The sequence below is a fragment of the Bacillus sp. FSL W8-0640 genome, assembly GCF_038007725.1.
GTDB classification, from domain to species: Bacteria; Bacillota; Bacilli; order Bacillales; family Bacillaceae_G; genus Bacillus_A; species Bacillus_A cereus.
In genome coordinates this window covers 230,251-256,216 of the sequence record NZ_JBBOXT010000002.1, presented here as the reverse complement: position 1 = coordinate 256,216, position 25,966 = coordinate 230,251, and the positions used below count along the sequence as shown (strand labels likewise).

Below are 25,966 nucleotides of genomic sequence, written 5' to 3'. Positions count from 1 at the left end.
TATGCGTACAATAGAGAAACAATTGCCTACTTATGTCCCTTCTATTCCTCATTTATCAAGTGAGGATGTACAGGGACTTAAAATATATCGAATACATGAACTGGATAAAACCTATGTATTCCATTCTTTTGACGAATTGGTTAAGTTTAAGCAGCGTTTAACAGAAGAACAGTATACCGTACTTGCTTTCATCGGTGTTCATACATCCGTTCGATTTAATCATTTATTATATTTATTTAAGGATAAATATTCACGTAAGAAAATAAATGATGCACTTCAAGGATTACTTTACTACCGTTTAATTGAAAAATGGCAGGTGGAGAGTTTTGATATGGAGATCTTTGAAGAAACGTATACGTTATCCGATAATGGTTATAAACTCTTAAAATACTGGCAAGGAAATATGTTCTTCTTTGCTCCAGAGCGAATTGATAATCATGGTAAATATGTTCACCTACGTTATTGGCATGATATAGACCTAGTTTGCCACCTGCGTTATGCTCCATCCTTTTTAGGGCATATTATGCACCCATCTATTAGTAAAGGGGTTTTTACCCCTCCTTTAAGTTTTGCTGTGCAAGGCGGAGTAGATCATAAATTTAATTTCGTTGTATACTCCACCCTATTAACAGATAAAAAGGATCGCTTAAAACGAATTATTTCTCGCTGGAAAGATTTCGTAGAATCAGGAAAAGATGTTATTATGCAAGATTTAGGAAACAATCCTACCGTCTTAGTTATATATGTTTCTACTGAAAACCAAGCAAAGCAAATTAATAATGAACTATTACTCGACCTGCTCCCTGGTAAAGTATTGTTATGTATAGGAGAAATCTTACATGTACAAGGATTACAACATGCATTTTACCAGCCCCTTGCAGAAGGGAAGATTAAACAATTAAATACAAAGTTATTTACAACAAACTAAGCCACCCTTACAAGCTATTGATTTCATTTAAAGGGTGGCTTGTTGTTTGGAACTTACTTGAACTATCTTATAATGTTGCAGGGGTTAAATGAAAAGTGGATGTTCTTTCAATTAAACGACTAGATGGTTGTTGTGCAGTAACTGAAGCAGAAGTAGCTTCAACCTTTGGCATATCAATGATACTTGTCCCCACAATACCAGTAAAAGCTAATGCATCTATTAAGTTATAAACAATAGAAAATACAAATTTAATGTTAATAATCCCATATCTACCTCTATACAAAGTACAGATTTTACGAAATAATGTTCTTTGACACCTTTATTCAGGAAAACAACATATACAAATATGATCATCCGTATGAAGGAATATATTTGAAAGGGGTAACACATTGCTACGTATACAACGAGGCTACATGTATGATCCAGATGATAATAAGGTCATTGTGAACGAAATTTTCTACAACGCTGCATCCGAACAAAAGTTAGGAAGCAAAATGGGTGTGTTTGCTGCAGACAAGCTACCTACTTCTATTTTTGAAAAGATCCAAGAAAACGCAAGTATGTCTTATATGGAAAGTATGGAAGTAAAAGAAGAAACTATTCAAGAAATTTTTTATTATTTAGATCAAAATCAAAAGCCAGAAAAACTTTATTTTGAAATGCAGTACATGGATTAATACCAAGAACTGAAAATAAGAGGGGATTTTCAGCAGGAGAAACAAGGGAGCTATTATTAATACATATAACAACCGCATAGAAGGTCCCTTCTTATCTTCATTCTAGTAAAAACAATTGAATATTATATAAAAATAGATTAATATAAACGTATATTTATTGTTTAATTGATTCCGTTTATTCCCACACCTTATTGTGTTGTGGTTGAGTTGTAGAAGCAAGTTGTGTCTTGTTTCAATTGTGAAAGGGCTTCTTTGAGCCGATTAGTGTATATATAGCTTATTTTGCTATGCACATTTTTAATCGACTTAAAGAAGCCCTTTTTGTGTTGTCTTTAAGTTAGGAACTATATGTATTAGACCATTTGGGATAAAAGAATAATTAGAGGAATTTAAGCACATTTTCAAGGTGCTTTTTTCTATATTGAAGGGGGAATTACAAATGAATTTTTTTCAGGTTAGTTATGGATTAAATCTTGCTATAAAAATTATTGCAGCAAATAGTCCATATGAAGCAGTAGGATTTTATTTAATGGAAGCGCAAAGTGAATATGGTGAAGTGGAGTACGTTAATATTCAACTATTAGGTTTGTGTGAGCGAGTAAAGGTAGATTATGGGCATATGGCAATCTATGAAACCGTAGAGGGAATTTATCATCGTCAAAAAATAGTATATTTTCCTTGTGTTATAGCAAATTTACTACCATAAATTTAATAAAGTAGGTGTATATTATGGATGTTGAAAAAAATTTAAAAGAGATTTTATATTGTAAACAACTTATGAGGGATATGTTCTCTTTATCAATTGAGGGAATTAAATATATAGGTAAAGGGACAGTTTATATGTATTTTGCAGTAGTTTCAGAGCATGAACCGAATCTTTTCTATCGTATAGATAAAGATCTTGATACATTCAGGTTTGAAAAAGGCTCCTGGGTCTACGCTATTACACTGTAAAAAAGCGAATTTAGAGAATATCGAATATTAAAAGCGGTATGAAATTACAACCAAATCCAGGACCTTATCATATCCTAATTTTGTTAAGAATTTCTGAACTCTCCACTTTTAAGAACAATTCATAAAAGAGACATAGTACAGTAAAGATAGAATGGAATGAAGTTATAGAAAATATGAGATTTATATATACGTAAAGAACTTGTTGCAATGCTAAAAGCACAAGGAATTAGAAAATGTAAACCTGAGAGGAGTACTACAATATGATTACAGTTAACCGAGGATATATGTATGATCCAGATGATAATGAGGTCTTAATTACCGAAATTTATTATGAAGCTGCTACAGATACTAAATTAGGAAGTAAAATGGATAGCTTATCTTACTCAGCCATTCCTAATGAGATTAAAGAAAAAATAGAAGCAGCTACTTCATTATCCTATGTGGAAAGCGTTGAGATGTCTCAGCAATTAGCTGTCGTATATCAAAATGAAATTAACATGTATGGAAAACCAGAAAAATTATACTTTGAGTTAACTAGTATATAAGAGGGAAAAAAGACATTGGACGTATTTGTTCAATGTCTTTTTTATTAATTTATAGAGGAGAATATAAAATGAATAGCGTAACTGAAATAGAAACAAGTCTTTGGACAATTTGTGTAGGGGATATTTTTAGCAATGGTCGTATGCCGTACCATCTAAAAGTGTGTAGAGATAATAAAGTTGTTTAATTTATAATAAAGTCCTTTAAAAAATAATTAAGTTGTTTACTTCTTTTAGGATTAACGAAGTAGTTTAATGGAAGAAGAATTTATAGTAAGTGTTATAATAATCAATAGCTTAAACAAAGGGGGAAGCATTTTTGCACAAACTCAATGCATTAATACCAGAGCTATCAGTTTCAGATATAGAGCAAAGTTTAAATTTCTATTCGGAAATTCTCCTGTTTAAAATTGAATATCAAAGACCAGAGGATAAGTTTGCTTTACTGTCTTTAAATGACTGCCAGATTATGATTGAAGAAGTAAATGGTCATTGGAGTACTGGGGAGTTATCTTATCCCTACGGAAGAGGAATTAATTTTCAAATTATCATAAATGATATTGATCCACTATATAATAGTTTGAAAAAGAACCAGTATCCAATTAAATTTGGTATTCAAGAGAATTGGTATAGAGCTGATACTAAATTAAAGGGGCAAAAAGAATTTTTAATTATGGACCCTGATGGTTATCTATTAAGATTTGTTCAAAATTTAGGTGAAAAAGATGTTGAGGCAGATTAAGATATGTAAAATAGGATGAAAATTTAGTAAATGGAGCAAGCTACTTTTTTCAATAAGAGGCATTAGTTGAAGAAGAATTAACCAACTTTATTATTTTTATAAATTACAGGCTACAACAATTAAATTTAATTTTAAATAACTTTAAAACCACCTACAAGTTAATTTAGTAGGTGGTTATTACATTTCTTAGACTTAAAATTAAACAACTTTATTGTCACTGAACACATTGTTAGATCGATTGCATAATTCGTGCGAGTTCTTTTTCTAAAGCAGCGGGCTCGTTTGCATAATTGTAAATCCCTAAAAACTTCTCTATAGCCTCTGGATGGGAACTGATTAGCTTATTGACAGCATCCTGTTGTTCAGATATGCGTTCATTCTTCGAAATTTGGCATCCCATGTGAAACCGAACCATAAACTCATCTTCTATTGCCTTTTGATATTCTTCAGACATTTGATTTGATTGATCGGATTGTGCCTTATATTTTGATAGAATATTGGATAATATACGTGCTCCATATATAGCATCATGGATACCCTGCACCATGCCAGGATCTTTAAAACAAACTGCATCTCCAACCAACGCCCATCCTTTTCCCATTCCTTTATACCAGTAATTATCATATCCGAGAATGCCTTTGACCGGTTCTACTAGTTCTGCATTTTTCAAGCGCTCCCCAATTGTTGTATTTGGAAAGTTTTCTGTAAAGAAATTGAGTAGACAGCTTTCCGGATTTAATTTTAACTGTTCTATCAATTCCTTATTTTCTAATGGAAAAATGCCGACAATTACATATAAATCATCATTCGTCGGAAAGAGAATGGCTGTATTATCTTTTATCTTGTATACTTCAAATTTAGGGACATTATCGTGGCGAAATCCAGAGAAATACCCGAAATAGATGCCGACTGTTGCCGGAATACTTATTTTGAGTTCACTTTTTACCAGCTTGCGAATAATAGAGGATCGGCCGTCTGCCCCGACTACCAGGCGAGCTAAAAATTCTTGTTTCTCGTTGTCGCCGTCTAAACCTTTCACGCCTATCACTGTTTCGTCATCACGGATGACATCCGTCACACGAAATCCTTCTAAAACAGTTACATTCATTTGGGATTTGGCTTGTTCAAGTAGAATATGATCGAGATAAGTTCTTCTAATACAATAACAACTTTCCTCTCCGTAAACCTCAGGCATGAGACCTTCTATCACGGTATCCTCAAATTGAAATTTAATATCCCGTACCGGCGGTGCTTTTGTTTCCAATAACTTGTCCATGACACCGATTTCTCGAAGAAGAGCGACAGTATTATTGAAAAAGGTATGGGTTGATAATGTGTCTCTTGGAAAATTCGCTCGGTCCACTAACAACACATGGAAACCTGCCTTAGCAAGATAAATTGCCAGGGTAGAGCCGGCACATCTAGCACCGGTAATAATGACATCATACGTCTTATTCATCGTATCACTCCATTTTCAAGTACAATTATTAACTTGCTTATCCATTAGTAGAGTTCTAAAGTTAATGCCCCTACGAGTTAAAGTAATGGGGAAAATTGATAAGAATGCACTACATACATAAATTATGGAAGCTAAAACGAAATAAGTACAGAAAAAATTGGACATATAACTTACAATTTATATACATTTATATAATCATAATGAAGCAAAAGACGCATTATGTATATAAATAATAAAGTTCTTTAAAACATAATAAAGTCGTTTAATTTACAGAAGTAATTAAACGACTTTATTGTCAGGTATTATTGCATAAAATAATCAGGAGACATATTATAAGTGTTATTCAACTTATCCCAGAAGGAATTATCAGGACGTTTTATACCCCTTTCATACATTCCTATCAGAGTAGGGTTATAGTTTAGTTCGTTCGAAAATTGAGGTATTGTTAATGATTTACTTTGTCTAAATTCTCTTAGTTTCCAACTTTTAATTGATTTCAAAATTTTTAACACTCCTTTTATTACGGTTTATTTTTAGTATCTCATAAGTTAATGATATATTGTAAAGATTTAACATAGTATTTTAAACAACTTTATTTTCACTTGAGTAACATTATATGGTGTAGAAATGCTGGTTTATCCAGTGGAAATTAAATATCTATATTATCACTGGACAAAAAGTTGTAAAAATTGAAGTAGAAGATTTGACGAAACCAGACGATGCGAAGATATATAGTATACCTGTTCATCCTAAAAATCATAGAAGACGTATGAAAATAATGGATGTATCAGAACATATTTCTTATCGAGCTTGGTATTATAATGAATTTTGGAGCAAATAATATACTTTGGATGAAAGAGTGATACGGTTGTTTCACTCTTTTTTACTTGCATTAAAAATAAAGATAGTTTAATATACAGATATATTTATTATTTAATTGATTCCGTTTATTCCCACACCTTATTGTGTTGTGGTTGAGTTGTAGAAGCAAGTTGCGTCTTGTTTCATTTATGAAAGGGCTTCTTTGAGCCGATTAGTGTATTTATAGCTTATTTTGCTATGCACATTTTTAATCGACTTGAAGAAGCCCTTTTTGTTTTGTCTTCAAGTTTGGAGTTATTGTATAGCCAGCACTTTAGGCAATTATTTTATTAATTAGGGGGAAACATCATGAATTTAATCACGAAAAAATCACAAAGGAAATCACAAAATGATGCTCATTTACATGACATTATTGAAGAAATTAAAGAACTAGCTAATCCTTTATGGATCAGTTCTGTATCAATGTTGCAAGCGCACAATCAAAACTTCAATACGAAAGCTACGACATTTAAGGATATTACCATTTCTGATTTAAGAGATTTGAAAGTCAGCTTAAGTCTCATTTATGCAGCAAGGAATATCAGTTGTAAAAGTATAGAGGATTTGAATAAGCGTCTATCCATTCAATCAGGAAAAGATATTACTTCCTATGAGGATTGGTTGCTTCATGAAAACAGAGGAATTATATGTGAAATGATTGATGAATTTCGAAAGAAAGAGTGGAAACACCCAGATTCGAAATAAAAAGTAATACAGGAGGATGATTATGACGAATATAATGGAAAGTTTACAAGCTGAATTTCCGTTCGAACAATTAGGTTGGAAAATTACACATACATTTGAAAGCCAAGGTCGTTTTTTTGCGTATGTAGCTCCATTTGTTGACGCACGCGCCATTCAGGACCGATTTGATGAAGTCTTTGGTATTGATAAATGGCAAGTGTCTTATGAAAAATGGGGTGAGAAGGCTACAAAATGTACCATTTCAGTGTTTTTGAATGAACGTTGGATATCAAAAGAGGATGGCAGTGAAGAATCTGATTACAATGCTGTAAAAGGTGGATTTTCCAATAGCTTAAAAAGGGCCGCAGTCCTTTGGGGCGTGGGAAGATATTTATATAATATAAAACCACATAAAGTAGAGCTTACTACACAGGGTAAGGGGAAAAATGATATCTATGTTTCTTATCAAAGGAATGGATATTATTTTACACCACCTACTATGTTACAGCAAAAAAATAAACAAGGAAGTTCACAGAAGGAACCATCGAATGTACAGCGAAGTCTGGAATTATTAATTCAAGACATACAAAAGCTAGTAAAGCCTTTAGGAATTACATCTACGGATATTTTGCGTGCCTATAATCACAATCATAATGCACAGGTTAGAACATTCGAAGATACAACGATTGGTGGATTAGAGGACATTATAACTCGTTTGCAGTTGATTCATGAGGCCATAAATATAAGCCATGGGAATGAAGAACAGCTTAGCCGTTGGTTATCGACTTTTATACCTGGAGATATTACGTCCTTTAGAGAATGGTTACTTCATGATCATACAGAAGCCATTCATCAACTCATAGAACAGTTAAAAAAACAACAAAGCGCGTAAAGCTTTGTTTTATAGCAGGGAAACGAATGAACAGGATATGAGGTCTGTTCTTTTTTTATTACTTTTTTGGAGGGGTTTATTATGAAATTTACTATTAACCGTACATTATTTATCGAAAAATTAGAGAAAGCTAGTGCTACTGTAGACGTTAAAAACCCAATGCCGGCATTACAAGGGGTTTTATTAGATTGTAATTCAAAGGGAATGATTTTAATGGGTTCAGACGGTACAGAAACAGTAACATTAGTAACTCGCTTTAATGTAAACAGTGGGGATTGTACTGAACCGGGGAAGGTGCTTTTTTCAGCTGCTCCGGTACTTAAAACGATTAAGAAATTCAAAAGTGAATTCATCGGTCTTGAACATAAAAATAATGAGCTAAAAATCGTAGAAAGTAAGAAGAAACAATTTAGCTTTTGTACCATGGATCATGAAGAATATCCTAAAATTAAAATTGAAGCAGGGGAAGATTGGATTTCACTTTCACAAGAACAATTTGTATCGATGGCCAACGGAACATTACATGCTATTCCCGCAATGGATACACGTAAGATCCTAACAGGTGTGAACTTAAAATCAGTTGATGATAAGTTCTTTAGTATAGCAACTGATGCTCACCGTTTAGCCCGTTTACATTTTGATTGTACGCAGATCACTATCGCAAAAGATGGTGAAGTCGTGTTACCAATTAAGTCTCTTAAAACAGCTCTTAAGCTCTTTAATCGTGCTTACGTCAGAAGGAAAAGAAAGCATCCATCTTAAACCACAAAATTCTCAAGTAGGTACTGCAAGTGTAGAAATTCCATGTAATCAAGTAGAAGCATTTACATTGGCTTGTAATGTGGAATATCTGCTGCAAGCACTACAAACGATAACTTCTGAAACAATCGTGATAAAAATGATTAGTAATCAGAGACCTATCGTTGTAGTAGGAGCAGAGGATACAACTCACTCTAATCTGCAGTTAATTCTACCGGTTCGCGTGTAAGGGGGCATCCAAATGAGTATGAATCACAGTGACTGCTTTGACTTCTTATAGTCAAAAGAAGTCCTTCCTAATAATCAAGAACTTCGTCAATCCTTTGAATCGATTATAAATGGATTTATTTCGAACGAAATGCCTGATTTAGAAAACATACCATTAGAACATATAGATGAATTTGAAAAGCAATTTGAGCAGCTGCGACATTATGTCACGTTTTATAGTGATAATGCATTTCGTATAAATGGTCCAGATTGTGAATTAAAAGAAATGCTATATTTACATCTTTTCACTGAACAACTAGAAGATGTAGAAAAGCAGGGGCTAGAAGATGAGATATTTATTTAATCAAGGAAATGAGATGAAAGTATACATTCGGATACTACGCATACAAAAATTAATTCGTAAATATAACATCCCATTCTTAATCAATACCAATGATTTTCACAGGGACAAGTTGCATGTCACAAGTGAACTATTATTCGAGTCGCTTGCGCGTTTTAACGAGCAAACACGTATATTTTGTCACTTTGCCTTTGGAACTGAAGAAGACCTGTTAGATGGGACGTTATTTAGCTCAGAAGACATGTATTCGAATTTTGCTTCAGATATTAGTTCTATGGCTGCGGAAGGATGTTACTTCGATACAGCTGGTTACTATTTATGTATAGGATCGGAACATATAACACAATCTGATTTTCAATTCGTGTTATATGAATTTCCGTTTAACACCTATCAAAGTGAAGCGTATCCCAGTCATATTTTGATTGAATTTCTAGAGGATGGTTATGAACAGTACTCATTTGATGAATGGGTACTTTCTTATTATAAAATTATAATCCGTCAGCTGCTTCAGAACCACAGCGCGTTATTACCAATAAGTTCGCTGCCATGACTGTTGCTCAATTCGTCAACGAACTCTTTGATGAAGGTACGGTATCGAATCATTATATCATTTTCCAAGCTCAAAAGGCTTTTACGAAAGCTGCACCAATTGAGGAGTAATGATATAGGAGGGGACAAGATGAGAGTGTATCAATTAGATTCCACTCAATTACAATACAGTTTAACACCAACAAACATGTGTAATGGTGTTCTACAATACTACCAATATAAGCAGTATACCGTTGTATCTGTACTTGATTTATCAAAGCAAGATTCCGAAATGATACCATTGCTTCTGGCTTGTTTAGCAGAGGCTTTGATTCATTTCAATCCGGATTCTTTTTTAGCGAAGGATGAATCTAGCATCTTATATTGATGTAGAAAGAACTTTAAAGGATTTCATAGTATCTCTGACCATGGATTTTTACAAGATTTCAAGCAGATATACGAATGTTATCAAGCATTGCAGAACGTTGGGAAACAAGAGAAAAATATAAAAATAAATATGTAATAGCAAGGAGAAGAGAAACGCATGTATAATATACTTAAACGTCTATTTAATTACATTATCCGAGGGGTGATTCGGATTAACGAAGAGGTACAAAGGGAATTGGATCTATTGGTGCAAAAGATTCGTGAAACTGTGTCTTCTGTCCAAAAAATCATCCTTTTTGGCTCTCATGCATATGGCACACCAAATGAAGATAGTGATTTTGATCTCTGTATTGTTGTGGAAGGTGTAGGAGAAAGAAAAAGGGAAGTCATTAATTGTATCAATTGGGGTATTTACGATGTTATGGAAACACCAGTTGATATTTTAGTGTATGGGCCAGAAGAGTTTCTAGAACGTGCTAACCGTACCGTAACTATGGAACATAAGATTGCACTAGAAGGGAAGGTCCTATATGAGAAATACTGAGGATCTAAAAGAGTGGGTAATTATCGCAAAATCTGATTTAGATTCTGCTAGTTACTTATCTCATATGAAACCTTTCCCCACTGCAATTATTTGCTATCATAGTCAACAATGTGTGGAGAAACTTCTAAAAGGATTTCTTGCACTAAACGGTAGGACAGTCCCAAAAACTCATAACCTTTTAATGCTGCACAAATCTTGTTGTAGATTAGATGCGGAGTTCTCATTGATTTTAGAACAATGCGTGCAGCTGAATGGTTATGCTACAGACATTCGTTATCCGTATTTCGAAGCTCTTACCGTTCAAGATGGGTTAATGGCTATACAACATGCTAAAAAGGTAATGAATTTCTATAACGAAAAATTAAACAAGCTGAATATACATGAAATCGTAATTGATTAAAAATAGAGGGTATACATAAGAGAGAGTGCCTATAAAGAGGGACTCTCTTTTTCTATTTAAAAAAGAGGAGCTAATAATGTAATGACGAACATTTATACACAAATTAAAGAAGAAATGAAAAAAAGGACAAACCTCATCCTGATAGGGATACTTAGGTTTGCCTTTTTTTATGTGGGTAATGATATGTTTAATTACCATTATTATAACGCGATTTACAAATATTTTCAATTAGGTCAGACATCTTATTAACAAGCACACTAGTTATATTAAAAATCTATTATAAATATATATCTTATATATTAAAAAGAAATAAAGATAAAACTTTTATAGGTTAGTCAAAATAGAGGTTAGACTTACTCCTACAAGGGGAAATTTGATATAAGAACATAAAAAATCATAAATGACAGAAAAAGTATCCATAGATTCAAGGATTATTAGACTTTTAATTCTACAAAAAAGCAGAAAGAAAATACTATATTTCTACATGAAATCGGAAAGAATTTGATACCAATCGCATTATATATATTCAACCTTGTAAATAGAAGTTGTTTTACTTATTTTGGTGATCAAGTTGATATTAATCCTCTAATTATCCACATTTCATTCAGATTAGGTGGCTATTTGTTAACATTACTCAGTATTTACACATAACTCACATTATTATTGATGATTTTTATTAGATAAATACAACAACATTAGTAATTACAATGATTTTAGAAAGATTATATCCACATTGGATCCTTCTTGTCCTCATATCCACTATTTTTATAATTTTCCTTTTGATTTTTTGTAGGTATTATGAGATAGGTTTTAATACATTAGAGGAATACACTCTCGTATTATGTGGAGAGTTATGTATTGATAGAATCAAATTTGTATAGAAGTGCATAAAAAAAGACTCCATTTTACATGAAGTTCTTTCGATTTAGTATTTATAAATAGATTATTAGGAAGGTGTTACTAATCAAATAAACACGAATAGCCCTCCACTTTTGTTTTTTTCAAAAATAGAGAGCTCGTTGCTATTATTTTATTTCCATTGCGGTTAGTACCTGATCTGGAGATGTTATTGTTACACCAGCACGTGCTAAACGTTCGAAGTTACGCATAAACTCTAGTAAATTAAACTGTTTTGGTAGCTCAATCACACGCAGCTGCTCTTGTGGTAACTTATCAATTTCTTCAATAAACCATTCACGTACATCACTTGGAATTATGCGTTCTTTATGGCCACGTACTTTTAATTTTTCACGCATTTCAATTTCTAAAGCGATATATGCATGGAGATTAACACCCTGATCATACGCATATTTTCTAAATAACGTTTCTTCCTGGTATTTTAGATAATTACGGTGATAAGACTCTTCCGTCACTGGTACCGCAAACTTCTGCTTCAGTAGTGCATGCACATTCTTAAACATCTTCTTAATATTGTGAAGAGAGTACATAGAATAATGTAAACCGAAATTAAAGACAGCTTGTTCACGGTCACTATTTCTCTCTTTTGGTATATGTTGCGCAATAAGAGGATAGATACCTTCTTTCGCAGCTGCATCAAGAATTTGATATTGAGATGTTTGATGTAATAGTTTTTTCAATGTATATACAATTTTCGTTGGATATCCTTCTTTTCGATCAATCATGTCACGAAGTCCGCGAATTACACTGCGGATTTGACGATGACAAGTATGTTTTAATACATGAATGAATTTATTCATGTCTGCAGACAGTTCACCGATATTCATTTCTTGTAGAACTGCTTCGATAAATTTCGCTTTACGAGCATAGGTAGTTTTTGGTGTAAATGGATCCCTATGTTGTTCTTCTCCAGCTTCTTTCGAACATAAGAAGTCTGAATGGATAGACAGATATAATGTCGTATATCGTTTTGTATGCTTTACACCTTTTTGCATTTTGCAAATTTTGAACAGGGGATTCCCCGTACATGGTAATGCCGTTGTTAATTCGTCGATAACGGCACGGATTTGATGCGGATATTTTTTATGTAAGAAACGATACATCCCACCGAAGTGAGTTTTGTTGCCTCTTTCGTCCTGCTTGTCCAATGAACGCTTTAACGTTGTTTCTGTATGTTGTTGCATGGCGATGTCTAAGAATAGTTTCTTAGACGCTACAGATAACTTAAAGAAAGCCTTGGTAAATACAACAGGACTAATATATACGTATGGATTTGCTTTTTCTGATTCCTCATTCATAAAATGAGTCAGCTTGATTGTATATCGGCCATCTACTCCGTTTTCAATGGAGATAATGTTATGTAAGTTTAATTTCTTTAATGCAATATAGAATTGAGAGTGTTGGATATAAGCAAATTCTTCTTTGTATTGCTTGTAATCTTCCCACATCATATGTATTGTTACATTTGGAATGACACCATTAGTAAAGCATTTCTTATGTAGATATAAGAAAACTTCGAGATCAGCATTCGTAATGCCGTATAATTTATGTTTTCTTCCCGTTTTTTCTGCAAGTGCAGACAATGCGCGACGTGAAAAAGATGGTTTGGCTTTTTCGACAAAGCCTTCTTCGTCAGCAATACGTTCTTCGTATGTCATGTGCTGCAGAATATCTTCTAAATATGTATCTTTATAGCTGTAGTACTTCTCCTCAAATGTTTCCACAAACTTTTGCCAAGATTTTAGTGTTACTAAAACTGCGTTTGTTGTTTTCCCATTTAAGCTACGTTGATTACGTATCACAAATGATTTCCCCATCTTTTTCACCTCCGTTCTACAAATTCAGAAATATATGTCAAAATACTATAAAATATACCAATTTTGATTATAGCAAAATGAAAAATGCTGAAATGTGCTCCTTTAAGAAGAAAAATAGCAACTTGCAACAGCTTATGAAGCTAGTCGTATCAAGGGTTAAGAGAATTTCTTAATTTTTTTTTGTGTTAAGGATACCGCAAACGTGTTGCAAGTTTGATGATATGTATATGAATGAGCAGAAAAACACCTAAGCCCTTGATATATAAAGGATTAGAGTAGAAATGGCAGTGGATTTAGGGAAAGGATACCGCAAACATGTTGCAAGTTGGTGAGGATAATCATTTAAAATAAATTACAATGATTATCCTTGATGTAAAAGGATTTGTTGGTATTTATAGATTGGAAATAGGGGAAAGATACCGCAAACAGTGTTGCATCTTGGGTGAAAAATAAGGGAAAGAATACCGCAAACGTGTTGCAAGTTGAATGATACATAAAGAATTAAATAAAAAACCTTTAAAAGCTTGATATATATGGGGTTGGAGTGAAAAGTGGTAAGGAGTTAGGGAAAGGATACCGCAAACATGTTGCATTTTATGTATGTAACTTACTCAAAATATAAGAAAAGTGGCTTAAAAATTTTAAAATTACTAGGTTGAGAAATAAAATATACTGTTGCAAGTTGAATGAAATAGGTAAAGGATACCGCAAACGTGTTGCAAGTTGAATGAAATAGGTAAAAGAAAGAGCAACCATGTTGCAAGTTGAGGATTTAAGGAAAGTAAAGCGCAAAAGAAATGCAAGTAAAGAAGAAATAGGTAAGAGAAAGAGCAACGTGTTGCAAGTTGAGGATTTAAGGAAAGCAAAGCGCAAAAGAAATGCAAGTAAAGAAGAATAGGTAAAAGAAAGAGCAACGTGTTGCAAGTTAAGGATTTAAGGAAAGTAAAGCGCAAAAGGAATGCAAGTAAAGAAGAATAGGTAAAAGAAAGAGTAATCTGTTGCAAGTTAAGGATTTAAGGAAAGCAAAGCGCAAAAGGAATGCAAGTAAAGAAAAATAGGTAAAAGAAAGAGCAACGTGTTGCAAGTTGAGAATCTAAGGAAAGCAAAGCGCAAAAGGAATGCAAGTAAAGAAAAATAGGTAAAAGAAAGAGCAATCTGTTGCAAGTTAAGGGGTTAAGGAAAGAAAGACGCAAAATCTTGTAAATATCTGTTACAATAAATTAAATATAATAGTAGTAAGAAACCTTATAATGAAAACTACTTTGTTGTGATCCATGGTTTAGGGAGGAATATAAAGTGGATAACTTAATACAAATGTTTCGAGATGCATTACTAATCTCTGAGCCAATTTATAAAACGAATGAGCTAGTATGGGAGAAGTGGAATGCATACTTTAAAGATGTTGAAAACAACAATAATAAAGTATTAACCTCACCCCATGCTTCTTCATCATTTACTGCATTAGTGTCTTGGTTAGAAAAAAAGCAAGAATCCGGTATTACATTAGTACAAATTTATGCGAAAATTGATTCCTATAAGGAAGAAATATATAAAGAAATTGAAGGATTTATAGAAAAAGAATTTCAAAATGTAGCACCTTCAAGTTCAAAAATATTAGAAAATGATCAAAATATAGATAAGACAAACGTAGTAAACCATGAGGATTATTATGAGGTAAATAACTCTGCTGTTTATTATAAGCTAAGAGATGGGATTGCAAAAAATCAATTTGAAGAAGATGAGTTAAGTAAGGTTTTACAATATCCTATTGATACAAAATCTTCTAATGGTGTAGCACAGCTTTCTTCACACAAAGATGAAGATTTAAGACTTACAAATATAGAAGAAGCTGCTCGGTGGAATACCCTTGTCGATGATGTAATGAGTAATATGGATGATTTAACGGCAGATTGTTTAGATGCAATTACAATACAATGGATAAACGAAGCAAAATCTCCAGACGAATTCATTGATTTTTCTTATGAGCAAGTTTTAGAGATGTGTAACATTCCAAAAACAGTAGTTAAAAATAAAGAATACTATAGAGCGGAAGATAAAATTAAAATAGCAAAGAGAATTGCGGCTTTAGCAAGTATTTTTATCTATTTAAATGATGATAATGAAGTCGTAGTATTAAATGACCGTGAAGACGATGGGGAGCGACTAGAATTAAAGCGTGAGGTTGTTAAACGATTATTTGTATTAGATTCGGTTGTATTGTGGAGGCATAGTGTTACAAATGAATATATGGGCATTGAATCTTGTCGTATTAAACCAGGTAGCTTTTTAACCAATTATTTATACGGATCAAATAATACAACGGCATTATTGTCTAAAAAAGCACTTGAATACAATAGTTATAGACACAAATATCATAAAAGGTTAATTCGATACTTAACATGGCAGTGGAGAATTAGACAAATGTATTCATCATTGAAAAAGCCATATTCTATAGGAGGGGATAAGGGATTACTATCAGTAATGGATATCCCAAAAGATTGGAAGCCAAATCGTATTAGAGAACAATTAGAAAATGTTCTAATGGATTTAGAAAATGAAAAAGTAATCTCTCATTGGGAGTATAGTGATCCGCTTGATGAACAACAAATTGGAAAACGTAACTGGTTTAAAAATTATTATGCAAACTTAGGAATAACGATTTTACCACCTGAGGAAATGCTACAATCAATGGATAGGGTAATTGAAAAGAAAAGTATAGAAGAACCTCAAGAACAATTACCTGAAGTAACAGTTGTTAAAGAGGTAAAGAAGACTGTAGAATCAGTTGAACAAATAGAGAAGAAAATCCGTGACCAAATACTGAAGGTACACAATGAAAAAAAAGTAAGCATACGTGAAATAGCAGATGAAATTAGTATTTCTCCGTCTACATTATCTAGGTTTTGTAATTATAAAACGAAACGTTTATCTAAAAAGGCATTAGAAAAGCTAACGAAATGGTGTGAAAGACAAGAAATATTAGAGAAGATGTAACATGAGCTAAAAATCTCTATTAGAAAAAACACATACAATTTGTATGTGTTTTTTTCTAATAAAGAATAGTAACTACCTACTAAATATTAAAATTGTTATTAATATTGTTTTGTGAGAATGAATTCAATTAAGATATTAATTGAAAATATTAATTGGGAGGATGTTAGAGATGGAATTAAATAATTGGGATGGAATTAGTATTGAAAAAAGTACAAATGTTAACAAGGAAGAAATGGAGTTGTTATTACTAGCTGACCCTTCAATAGAAGTAGTTAATGGATACCTAAAAAAGGGAGAATGCTTTGTTTTAAAAAAAGATACGGTTACTGTAGGTATTATGATTTTAATTCCTACTTGCCCTGAAACAATTGAGATTATAAATATAGCAGTTTCCGAAAAAGAGCAAGGAAAAGGATATGGGAAATATTTACTTAAATTTGCTATAGACTATGCTAAAAAAGAAGAATATAAAACTATAGAAATAGGCACGGGAAATTCTAGTTTAATGCAATTAGGCCTTTATCAAAAATGTGGTTTTAGAATAACCAGTGTGGATAAGGATTTTTTCTTACGAAATTACAATGAAGAAATATATGAAAATGGTATTCAATGTATGGATATGATTAGGTTAACGCAAAATTTATAAAAATTATTTGTACATAAAAATCGCAACACCCATTAAATATGGAGAGTTGCGATTTTTTTTGTTGTAATGCGTTATTATGATTTGTGGGTAGCATTAGTGAGTATATGTATTTAAGAATTATTACAAAATCAACAAGTGTTAATATATTTATCTGTTATGTCAACAATTTGAATATATTTCAAATTGTTTTTTATAATTCAGATAGATCTTTTTCCATTAATTTTAATGAAAAGTAAAAAACATAAAATTTATCCATTTTAGTTATGGTTAAATGTTCATTTAAATATCCAACAAATGGAATTTGTTGGATGATTATGTGCGTGATTTTTTCTTTATTTAAGGATGAAAATTGTACTAAATGTAGATATAACAACTATTATGTTGTTTTAATGATATGAAAATATTTGATTTTTCAAAGAGAGAATTTTCGGAATAATAAATATTATTATATATTGAGAAAGTAAAAAAATAGAAAAATATCAATTGAATCCCAAAAAAATACGTGTGAATATTATAGATATAAATAACACCTTGATATTTCAGATGAGTTTTCTACAAATTTAGATGTTTATTGAATTAGGAGGATTGATAGTGCTAAAAATGTAGTTTGTTGCTAATTCAGTTTTTTATATGCATCCATGGGATTTTAGAACGCACAGTTATTATTTGCTAGTATGCATTTTAATATCAAATCTTTTGGGGAAGTGATAAGTAATGGTCACAGTATTAAATAATGAAACTAAAAGTTTATTAGTTGAAAAAATTGCAAATAAAAATGCGTGTATTGGATATGTAGGCCTAGGTTATGTTGGACTACCATCGGCTCTTAAATGTTTAGAAGTAGGTTATGCGGTAAGAGGTTTTGATAAAAATTCAGCAAAAATAAGAAAACTAGAACGTGGAATAAGTTATATCAGTGATATTCAAGATACTGAAATCCAAGATGCTTTACATACAAACAGATTTTTTGTTAGTACAGAAATGAATGATATAAACGAATGTGATGTTGTAGTTATATGTGTTCCTACACCATTAGAAAGAACTAGTAAACAACCAGATTTAACATATATTCATTCAGCAGTTGATGAAATAGTTAAATACATTAAAAAAGGTACATTAATTATCTTAGAAAGTACTACTTATCCAGGTACTACAAGAGAAGAAGTTTTATACAAATTAGAACAGAAAACTAATTTTAAAATTGGTGTAGATATATTTGTAGCATACTCTCCAGAGCGAATCGATCCTGCAAATCAATCGTTTTCAATTCAAGATATTATAAAAATCGTAGGTGGAGTTACATCTAATTGTACCGATTGTGCAGCAGCTTTCTATAGTAACTTAATTAAGGATATTCATAAGGTAAGCAGTCCAGAAGTAGCAGAGACAGCTAAGTTATTAGAAAATACGTATCGTTTTATAAATATCGCTTTTATTAATGAAATGACACAAATTTGTAATGAGTTAAACATAAATATCTGGGAAGTAATTGATGCCTCAGGAACTAAGCCATTTGGATTTCAAAAATTCTATCCTGGCCCTGGCGTAGGAGGACACTGTATTCCGATTGATCCTATTTATTTTAAGTGGATTGCAAATAATAAGGATTTAGCAACAAAAATGATTGATGTGGCAAGAGAAATTAATGAAAACATGCCTAAGTACGTTCTTAATAGAGCACTACAGTTACTAGATGATAAAGATGGTAAGGATATTCTTATGGTTGGTGTTGCATATAAAAAGAATGTTAATGATGCTAGGGAATCGCCAGCTTTGGATATTATGAATGATTTAATGATAGAAGACTATAACGTGGATTATTACGATCCGTTTATAGAGGAACTCATTGTGGGCGATAACACATTGAAAAAATCTATAGATTTAAACCTAAGTCAATTAGACAAATACACTTTAATTATTGTTCATACGGATCATGATTGCATTAATTTTAAATTGCTTAATGAGGTAAATTGTTTAATTTTAGACACAAGAAACATATTTAAAGATGAATCAGTATATAAAAAAAATATTATAAGTTTGTAGGTGATTACATGGTAGAGTTTATTCCTTTTTATCGACCGGAAATCAATGATGAAGATATAGAGAGGGTAGTTTCTGCCCTTAAATCTGGATGGCTTTCAAAGGGGCCAAAAGTGATAGAGTTTGAAGAGAATTTAAAAGAATATCTGAATACTGAACATGTAGTAAGTTGTAATTCAGGGACTGCCGCATTACATTTAGCATTACTGTCTCTGGGAGTTGGATTAGAAGACGAAGTAATAGTTCCAAGTTTTACTTTTTGTTCAAGTGTAAACGTTATTATGCATGTAGGTGCAAAACCTGTATTTGTAGACATAGATGAAGAGAATTTATGTCTTGATCTTCAAGATGTTAAAAGAAAAATTACTAAAAAAACGAAAGCAATTATTGCAGTTCACTTTGCTGGATATCCGGCTAAATTAAAAGAACTTCAAAAATTATGTAAAGAATATGGACTGTTTTTGATAGAGGATGCAGCGCATGCATTAGGAACAAAATATGATAATACTTTAATTGGTACACATGGAGATGTTATTTGTTTCAGTTTTTATGCCACAAAAAATATAACAACAGGTGAAGGTGGAGCGTTAGTCACTAAAAATGAATCGATTGCTGAAAAAGCTAGATTATATGGTTGGCATGGTATCACCAAAAATGCATGGAATCGTTATGGTGAAGAAGGAAGCTGGCGTTATGATGTTCTATTACCTGGGTTTAAATATAACATGATGGATCTACAAGCTAGCTTGGGTATTAGTCAATTAAAAAGAGCTGATGAAATGATTGAAAAACGTAAGAGAATAGCTGAAAGGTACCAAGAGGAATTAAAAGAGGTTCAAGAGTATATAACGTTACCTAATTATACTAACGATCCAAGTGTAAAACATGCATGGCATTTATTTGTTATAAAAATTAATTCTAATTCTCCTGTTAGTAGAAATCAGGTAATTCAAGAAATGAAAAAGAGAAATATTGGGCTTAGTGTTCACTTTATTCCTGTTCATATGCATCCGTATTATGAAGAGAGATTTAACGTATATTTACCTAAAACGGAAGAGATATTTAATCAAATTATTTCATTACCACTGTATAGCGCTCTTACAGACAATGAAGTTGAACATATTATAACGTCTTTAAAAAGTCTATATCAATTAAAAATAGGGAGGTAAATATTTATGAAAATTGGGGTTATTGGTGGCAGCGGATTTATTGGTAAGCATGTTACAAAGGAGTTACTAGCAAGGGGGTATGAAGTAGTTATATTTGATAAATTTAAACCGAGTATTGATGTTCCTTTTAAGGAAATTGATATTTTAGATATTGCAACATTAAGAGAAAATCTTATTAATGTCGATGGGGTAATCCATTTAGCTGCATTAGTGGGTGTTGATAATTGCCGTTTAAATGAAGAAGATGTAGTGAGGGTGAACTTTGAAGGTACGAAAAATATTGTACAGGTTTGTAACGAAAATGGCATAGAAAAATTATTGTTTTCTTCCAGTTCGGAGGTATATGGGGATGGAGTGAGTGTTCCGTTTAAAGAAAATGATATTAAAATCCCAAAATCAGCTTATGGAAAAGCTAAATTAATGTCCGAAGATTATTTGAAAGAATACGCTAGTAATAGTTTGAAAATTAGAGTGGTACGTTATTTTAATGTATACGGTTCACAACAAAATGATAACTTTGTAATTTCTAAGTTTTTAAAACAAGCTCATAGTGGTGAAGATATTACTATTTATGGAGATGGACAGCAAATTAGATGCTTTAGTTATATAAGTGATATTGTTAACGGAACTATACTAGCCTTTGAATATGAAGGAGAGAACTTTGCAGATTTTAATATTGGCAATAACAAACCTATATCTATGGAAGAACTAGCAATAAAAATTAATGAATTAATGGGCAATAAAAGTAAAATTAAATTTCTTGATTTAGGTGAAGAGGGAGTCCGAAATTCTAGCATTGAAATCTTTAGAAGAATCCCTTCAATAGAGAAAGCTAAATTATTTTTAAACTATCAACCAATTATTTCATTAGATAAAGGACTAGAGATAATAATAGGGGAGAAGTATGGAAACACAGTATCTATATCCTAAGAATCCAAAGAAAATTAAGTATCCCATATATTCTTCTCTTTGGAGTATATCTGATCATGTATTTTTTTTGAAAAGTGTATATAGACCTAATGATTCTAAACTTAAAAAAAGTCTTCAAGCTCTTTATCCGGATGCAGAAATTGTATTAACTAATAGCGGTACATCTGCATTAGTAGTTGGTTTAAAGTACCTAAAAGTGGCAAAGGGAGATGAAGTAATTCTATCAAACTTTAATTGTCCTAATGTGATAGAAGCAATATTAACAGTGGGAGCAAAACCTGTATTAATTGATTTAAACACTAATCATTCAATTTCTCTTAATAAAATAAAAAAACATTTGAATGCTAATACAAAGGCGATTATTCTTACGCACTTGTATGGATGTCATGACGATTTAGAAATTATTGACTGGGCTAGAGAAAATAATATTTATATCATCGATGATGCTGCACAAGCAATGTTTTCTTATCAAAATGGAAAGCCAGTTGGTAGTTTAGGCGACATTGGTATTTTAAGTTTTGGGGGAACGAAACCAATCCCAAGTATTGGGGGAGGAGCGTTACTTCTTAATCGTACAATAAGTGAATTATGTGACATGGATGAAGAAAAGAAGGAAGAAGTGATTTTAGATTATAAGAATCATTTAAAAACACAATTAGCTATAAAAATAAAAAAGAGTAGAGTACTGAGTTTATTTACTAATTATTGGAGGGAATTAGAGATTCTGCCCTCCTATAATAATAGTAAATTAGATTCTCTACCGGAGAAAACGGAAGTTATAAATCCAAAAAGAATGTCTATAGTACGTTCATTGTTAATTGATAAACACCTACAGAAAACAAAGAAGATTTTAGAAATAAATATATACAACGCTAGTCTGTGTTATACAATGCTACAGGAAATTGAAGAAAAGTATGGCGTTAAGATTATATTTTCAACTCAGAACGTTTATTTGAACTATTTTACCATTATATTCAAAGAACCATCTGATAGGTATGAGTGTTCTGTACATTTAGCGGAAAAAGGTATACAAACTTGTTGGAACTATTTACCCCTAAGTGAAATTCCTATTTTTTCGAAGTACGCAACCGAGTCAGAAAATATAGATTTTTTATGGCCAAGGGTATTATCAATACCTTTTAAATATCCTTTAGTAGACAAGGACCTTAAGTATATATGTAGTCAAATTCTAAAATATTTAGAGAATAAGAATTAAAAGGTGATTATATGGAAATCGAAATATGTACTGACGCCCAATACTGGGATGCTTGTATGGAAGAATATAATGGTTCTGTATTTCATAGTTTCGAATGGGGAAAGTTAATGGAATTATTACCTGGTGTTCAATTTTTCCCAGTACTAATAGAAACACGAGATACAGTAGTTTTATCTCCTATGTATGTACAAGATGGTAGGCTATTGGGAAGTTTAATTGGTTATGGAGGCCCAATAATAATTGGCCAAGATAAATTAGATTTTTCAGTTTATGAATCCATAATAAATAAGAAGTTTGAAAATAAAATTCAAAAGCTTTTATTACCTATAACAATAAATCCTTTTCAAAGTTATAGTAAGGAAAAGTGGGATTATAAAGAAACTTATATGTTAGATCTACCAAATAAGTTTGAGGATTTATGGACATCGTGTTCTGGGAAAGCTAGGACAAGTGTTAGGTATGCACGTAAACAGAATGTTGAAATTCGTCCTATAACTGTAGCGGAATTAGATGAGTTTTACCAATTATATCAAGAACATAATAACAGTATAGGAGCGAGTTATTCATTTAGTAGAGAGTTTTTTTATCATTTAGTTCTTAATTTACAAGAAAAAATCCTTTTTTTAGGGGCATTCTTAGAAGAAGAACTAATTAGTTCCAGCCTTTTTATAATGGATAAACAGGTTTTATATTACTGGATTAATATTAATAATACCAAAGGAAAAAATTCGCAATCTTCATATTTACTACTAAATGATGCGTTTGAATTAGCAATTCATAATAAATTAAAGTATGCGGATTTAGGATATTCACATAATAAAGGGATTGCTAGACCTAAGATATACTGGGGGGCAGCTTTGAAAAAATGTTTTTGTTTAAAAGAAAGGATTTAAACTATGATTATTAGTGGCCACCAACCAAGTTATTTACCTTGGTATGGTTTTTTTGAAAAAATTCATAAATCAGATGTGTTTGTATTTCATGATATAGCACAATTTGAAAAAAAAGGTTTTTTAAATAGGAATCGTATTAAGACTTCACAAGGAGCGTCTTGGCTAACGGTTCCAATACAAACGAAGAATTATAAAGAAATTCCATTTAATGAGTTAAAGATAGACAATACTCAAGATTGGGAACGGAAGCATTGGAAAACGATAAGAATTAATTATTCTAATGCACCTTATTTTAATGTATATAAGGATTATTTAGAGGGTTTTTATTCAGAAGATTGGATTAATTTAAATGATATGAATATGAATTTTATTCATTTTATTATCCGTGAATTAAACATTAATACGGAGCTATATTATGTATCAGATCTAGAAGGGATTACAGGTAAGAAAAGTGATTTTGTATTAGAATTGTGTCAGAAATTTAATGCCAGTACTTATTATTCTGGAAGTTTAGGGCAAGATTATTTAAACGAAAATGACTTTGAGAATGAGAATATAGAAATTATCTACCAAAGAATAAGAGATTATTCCTACAAGCAATTATTTGGAGAATTTATACCACATTTATCTATTTTAGATATTTTACTAAATTGTGGGCCAAAGGAAACAGAAAAATTAATTAAAGGAGTCTAAAATTCTATGAATGTACTTGTATTTGCCGCTCATCCGGATGATGAAATAATTGGTGTTGGTGGAACAATAGCGAAACACGTGAAACAAGGTGATGATGTACATGTTGTAATACTTGCAGAGGGAAAATCTTCTAGAGCTAAAGAATATAAAGAGCTGGATTTAGAGGTTAAGAACTTATCTTATAAAGAAACAGAGGGGGCATGTACTACACTTGGTGTAAAGAGTTTTGCAAGACTAGATTTCCCTGATAATCGTCTTGATACATTACCCTTACTTGATGTAGTGAAAGAGATTGAAAATCACATTGAAAAAGTAAATCCTACAATTATTTATACTCAATATGGTGGAGATATAAATATTGATCATACTGTTGTTTACAGAGCAGTAATGACAGCGACACGCCCTCTGCCAGATACTAATATCAAATGGGTATTTGCATATGAAACTTTATCTTCTACAGAGTGGAATTATAATGAAAAAGATAAGTTTCTTCCTAATTATTTTGTGAATATTGAAGATCATTTGGAGGAGAAATTAAGTGCGATGAGACATTATGAATCTGAGTTAAGGGAATTTCCTCATCCACGCTCTATAGAAGCAATGAGACATAACGCATTTGTATGGGGTGCCAAATCTGGATACCAAGCGGCTGAGGCATTTATGTTAGTAAGGGGGACATGGTAGGTGAAGAGAATATGTTAATACCACAGGTCCCGTTCTTTGGTTTAGATAGTAAACAGATTGATTTAAAATGGGTTGAAAAAGGCTATGGATTAGAAGCAAATATTTTTGATGGGAAATCTTTATTTGATAACTCATATACAAAAAGGTTTTCTGAGGTCCTTTCTTTTGTTCAAACCCTTAATCCATCCTTGTTAACGCTGCATTTTCCTACTGATAATGCAGACTATCTCAATGATGAATTTATTAAAAAGCAACTATATGAATTTATTGACCTTGCTATAAAGTATAATGCATCAGGTATAACAGTGCATGCTAATCAATTTATGAATGTCGCGGAATTTCAAAACTATAATCTTCTTGATAATAGAAAAAGGATTATAGAGTTCTTTAACATGCTAGACGAAGAAATAAAAGGAACTGATATATGGATTGGCGTTGAAAACCTACCCATTATTGGAAACTTGGGCGATGACTTTGATCCTATATTTATATATCCCGAAGATTTTACTGATTTGGTTAATTTGGAGTTATCTAACGTTGGAATAACATGGGATATATGTCATTGGTCTATAACCTATCTTACACGTTTAGGTATTTCTAAATTATTAAGGCAAGAGGAAATTGAATATAAGGATTTTCATAAGTATTTAAGCTTAATGGAACATATTAAACATTTTCATTTTAGTTCTTTTAAACATTTAACGATTCCTTATAGTGAGGTACGTTGCTTTGAGGGAGAGAATCCAGTTAATGGATCTATTGATGAGAGTATATTACATGAAACTTTATTAAAATTGAAGAAAAATACTTTGGATAAAAACATAGGTATTGTATTTGAGGTTCAGGAAACGGATTATACGAATAGAAAGAGGTCATGGGAGACTCTTAATTGGTTTCAAAAGAATATTGCTGGTATGCAAACAAAAATGAATTTTTTGGAGATATAAAAAGCACTATCGGTTTATTTATTTTTACATGCAATTTGAGTTAGAGATTATTTTAATGAACCTTTTCTTCTAAGTAAGTGTGTTAGGAGGGAAG

26 protein-coding genes and 4 pseudogenes are annotated in these 25,966 nt (G+C 31.8%); 26 read left to right on the top strand and 4 right to left on the bottom strand.

The features are described 5' to 3' along the window. Position 1 precedes the first annotated feature (1 nt). Positions 2 to 928, top strand: coding sequence for a hypothetical protein (locus N2V80_RS28400; protein WP_061655375.1), 927 nt, complete (start codon positions 2 to 4; stop codon positions 926 to 928). Between the two features lie 67 nt (positions 929 to 995). Here the strand turns inward: N2V80_RS28400 and N2V80_RS28395 are convergent, their stop codons facing one another. After that, positions 996 to 1,211 (bottom strand): hypothetical protein, encoded by a 216-nt coding sequence (locus N2V80_RS28395; RefSeq protein ID WP_061655374.1) that lies wholly within the window; start codon positions 1,209 to 1,211, stop codon positions 996 to 998. Positions 1,212 to 1,341: 130 nt separating this feature from the next. Between N2V80_RS28395 and N2V80_RS28390 the strand changes: the two genes are divergently transcribed. The 5 genes from N2V80_RS28390 to N2V80_RS28370 all read left to right on the top strand — a co-directional run bounded on the left by N2V80_RS28390 (position 1,342) and on the right by N2V80_RS28370 (position 3,843). Further along, complete coding sequence (locus N2V80_RS28390; protein WP_080450930.1) at positions 1,342 to 1,605, top strand: hypothetical protein; 264 nt, start codon at positions 1,342 to 1,344, stop codon at positions 1,603 to 1,605. 439 nt (positions 1,606 to 2,044) lie between these two features. Then, the gene (locus N2V80_RS28385; protein ID WP_061655372.1) at positions 2,045 to 2,311 is read left to right on the top strand and encodes a hypothetical protein; all 267 of its coding nucleotides are present in this window, start codon (positions 2,045 to 2,047) and stop codon (positions 2,309 to 2,311) included. A 23-nt stretch (positions 2,312 to 2,334) separates the two neighbouring features. Beyond that, the gene (locus N2V80_RS28380; protein WP_061655371.1) at positions 2,335 to 2,559 is read left to right on the top strand and encodes a hypothetical protein; all 225 of its coding nucleotides are present in this window, start codon (positions 2,335 to 2,337) and stop codon (positions 2,557 to 2,559) included. A gap of 260 nt (positions 2,560 to 2,819) precedes the next feature. Continuing rightward, positions 2,820 to 3,104 carry a hypothetical protein gene (locus tag N2V80_RS28375; RefSeq protein WP_061655370.1) on the top strand — a complete coding sequence of 95 codons (285 nt, stop codon included), beginning with the start codon at positions 2,820 to 2,822 and terminating at the stop codon, positions 3,102 to 3,104. A gap of 316 nt (positions 3,105 to 3,420) precedes the next feature. After that, on the top strand, positions 3,421 to 3,843 hold the full coding sequence (locus N2V80_RS28370; RefSeq protein ID WP_061655369.1) for a bleomycin resistance protein: 423 nt from the start codon (positions 3,421 to 3,423) through the stop codon (positions 3,841 to 3,843). A gap of 229 nt (positions 3,844 to 4,072) precedes the next feature. Here the strand turns inward: N2V80_RS28370 and N2V80_RS28365 are convergent, their stop codons facing one another. Then, on the bottom strand, positions 4,073 to 5,302 hold the full coding sequence (locus N2V80_RS28365; protein ID WP_061655368.1) for an NAD(P)/FAD-dependent oxidoreductase: 1,230 nt from the start codon (positions 5,300 to 5,302) through the stop codon (positions 4,073 to 4,075). Positions 5,303 to 5,604: 302 nt separating this feature from the next. Beyond that, positions 5,605 to 5,814 carry a helix-turn-helix domain-containing protein gene (locus N2V80_RS28360; protein WP_229196313.1) on the bottom strand — a complete coding sequence of 70 codons (210 nt, stop codon included), beginning with the start codon at positions 5,812 to 5,814 and terminating at the stop codon, positions 5,605 to 5,607. Between the two features lie 658 nt (positions 5,815 to 6,472). On the opposite strand from N2V80_RS28360, the gene N2V80_RS28355 reads away from it, so the two are divergent. The 9 genes and pseudogenes from N2V80_RS28355 to N2V80_RS28320 all read left to right on the top strand — a co-directional run bounded on the left by N2V80_RS28355 (position 6,473) and on the right by N2V80_RS28320 (position 10,925). Continuing rightward, positions 6,473 to 6,868 carry a hypothetical protein gene (locus N2V80_RS28355; protein WP_061655367.1) on the top strand — a complete coding sequence of 132 codons (396 nt, stop codon included), beginning with the start codon at positions 6,473 to 6,475 and terminating at the stop codon, positions 6,866 to 6,868. 22 nt (positions 6,869 to 6,890) lie between these two features. After that, positions 6,891 to 7,739 (top strand): Rad52/Rad22 family DNA repair protein, encoded by an 849-nt coding sequence (locus tag N2V80_RS28350; RefSeq protein WP_061655366.1) that lies wholly within the window; start codon positions 6,891 to 6,893, stop codon positions 7,737 to 7,739. Positions 7,740 to 7,820: 81 nt separating this feature from the next. Then, positions 7,821 to 8,727: pseudogene (locus tag N2V80_RS28345) on the top strand (DNA polymerase III subunit beta). Between the two features lie 12 nt (positions 8,728 to 8,739). Beyond that, a pseudogene (locus N2V80_RS28340) lies at positions 8,740 to 9,069 on the top strand (hypothetical protein). Then, the gene (locus tag N2V80_RS28335) at positions 9,053 to 9,616 is read left to right on the top strand and encodes a hypothetical protein (protein WP_061655365.1); all 564 of its coding nucleotides are present in this window, start codon (positions 9,053 to 9,055) and stop codon (positions 9,614 to 9,616) included. The pseudogene N2V80_RS28340 and the gene N2V80_RS28335 overlap by 17 nt, the downstream one beginning before the upstream one ends. Next, a pseudogene (locus N2V80_RS30600) lies at positions 9,568 to 9,726 on the top strand (ThiF family adenylyltransferase); the annotation flags it as partial. The gene N2V80_RS28335 and the pseudogene N2V80_RS30600, both read left to right, overlap by 49 nt. A 19-nt stretch (positions 9,727 to 9,745) precedes the next feature. After that, a pseudogene (locus N2V80_RS28330) lies at positions 9,746 to 10,117 on the top strand (hypothetical protein). A 21-nt stretch (positions 10,118 to 10,138) separates the two neighbouring features. Next, positions 10,139 to 10,525 carry a nucleotidyltransferase domain-containing protein gene (locus N2V80_RS28325; protein ID WP_061655364.1) on the top strand — a complete coding sequence of 129 codons (387 nt, stop codon included), beginning with the start codon at positions 10,139 to 10,141 and terminating at the stop codon, positions 10,523 to 10,525. Continuing rightward, complete coding sequence (locus N2V80_RS28320; protein ID WP_061655363.1) at positions 10,512 to 10,925, top strand: HEPN domain-containing protein; 414 nt, start codon at positions 10,512 to 10,514, stop codon at positions 10,923 to 10,925. The genes N2V80_RS28325 and N2V80_RS28320 overlap by 14 nt, the downstream gene beginning before the upstream one ends. 1,025 nt (positions 10,926 to 11,950) lie before the next feature. Here the strand turns inward: N2V80_RS28320 and N2V80_RS28315 are convergent. Beyond that, positions 11,951 to 13,660: a hypothetical protein gene (locus N2V80_RS28315; protein ID WP_061655362.1), complete on the bottom strand. Its 1,710-nt coding sequence runs from the start codon at positions 13,658 to 13,660 to the stop codon at positions 11,951 to 11,953. A gap of 754 nt (positions 13,661 to 14,414) precedes the next feature. On the opposite strand from N2V80_RS28315, the gene N2V80_RS28310 reads away from it, so the two are divergent. The 11 genes from N2V80_RS28310 to N2V80_RS28260 all read left to right on the top strand — a co-directional run bounded on the left by N2V80_RS28310 (position 14,415) and on the right by N2V80_RS28260 (position 25,872). Beyond that, positions 14,415 to 14,558 (top strand): hypothetical protein, encoded by a 144-nt coding sequence (locus tag N2V80_RS28310; RefSeq protein ID WP_242245455.1) that lies wholly within the window; start codon positions 14,415 to 14,417, stop codon positions 14,556 to 14,558. 398 nt (positions 14,559 to 14,956) lie between these two features. Beyond that, the gene (locus N2V80_RS28305; RefSeq protein WP_061654766.1) at positions 14,957 to 16,654 is read left to right on the top strand and encodes a helix-turn-helix domain-containing protein; all 1,698 of its coding nucleotides are present in this window, start codon (positions 14,957 to 14,959) and stop codon (positions 16,652 to 16,654) included. Between the two features lie 169 nt (positions 16,655 to 16,823). Continuing rightward, entirely contained in the window at positions 16,824 to 17,300 is a 477-nt protein-coding gene (locus N2V80_RS28300; protein WP_080450849.1) for a GNAT family N-acetyltransferase, read from the top strand. Positions 17,301 to 18,014: 714 nt separating this feature from the next. After that, positions 18,015 to 19,343, top strand: a complete 1,329-nt coding sequence (locus N2V80_RS28295) for a nucleotide sugar dehydrogenase (RefSeq protein ID WP_061655873.1) — start codon at positions 18,015 to 18,017, stop codon at positions 19,341 to 19,343. A gap of 8 nt (positions 19,344 to 19,351) precedes the next feature. After that, entirely contained in the window at positions 19,352 to 20,509 is a 1,158-nt protein-coding gene (locus tag N2V80_RS28290; protein ID WP_061655872.1) for a DegT/DnrJ/EryC1/StrS family aminotransferase, read from the top strand. Between the two features lie 6 nt (positions 20,510 to 20,515). Beyond that, positions 20,516 to 21,439: an NAD-dependent epimerase/dehydratase family protein gene (locus tag N2V80_RS28285; RefSeq protein WP_061655871.1), complete on the top strand. Its 924-nt coding sequence runs from the start codon at positions 20,516 to 20,518 to the stop codon at positions 21,437 to 21,439. Beyond that, the gene (locus N2V80_RS28280) at positions 21,414 to 22,655 is read left to right on the top strand and encodes an aminotransferase class V-fold PLP-dependent enzyme (protein WP_061655870.1); all 1,242 of its coding nucleotides are present in this window, start codon (positions 21,414 to 21,416) and stop codon (positions 22,653 to 22,655) included. Before N2V80_RS28285 ends, N2V80_RS28280 begins: the two co-directional genes overlap by 26 nt. A gap of 11 nt (positions 22,656 to 22,666) precedes the next feature. After that, positions 22,667 to 23,548 carry a GNAT family N-acetyltransferase gene (locus tag N2V80_RS28275; RefSeq protein WP_016513570.1) on the top strand — a complete coding sequence of 294 codons (882 nt, stop codon included), beginning with the start codon at positions 22,667 to 22,669 and terminating at the stop codon, positions 23,546 to 23,548. 3 nt (positions 23,549 to 23,551) lie between these two features. Further along, a complete protein-coding gene (locus N2V80_RS28270; RefSeq protein ID WP_061655869.1) occupies positions 23,552 to 24,241 on the top strand; it encodes a WbqC family protein in 690 nt (229 codons plus the stop codon). A gap of 6 nt (positions 24,242 to 24,247) precedes the next feature. Beyond that, a complete protein-coding gene (locus N2V80_RS28265) occupies positions 24,248 to 24,925 on the top strand; it encodes a PIG-L deacetylase family protein (protein WP_061655868.1) in 678 nt (225 codons plus the stop codon). Between the two features lie 11 nt (positions 24,926 to 24,936). After that, positions 24,937 to 25,872, top strand: coding sequence for a TIM barrel protein (locus N2V80_RS28260; RefSeq protein ID WP_061655874.1), 936 nt, complete (start codon positions 24,937 to 24,939; stop codon positions 25,870 to 25,872). Positions 25,873 to 25,966: the final 94 nt, after the last annotated feature.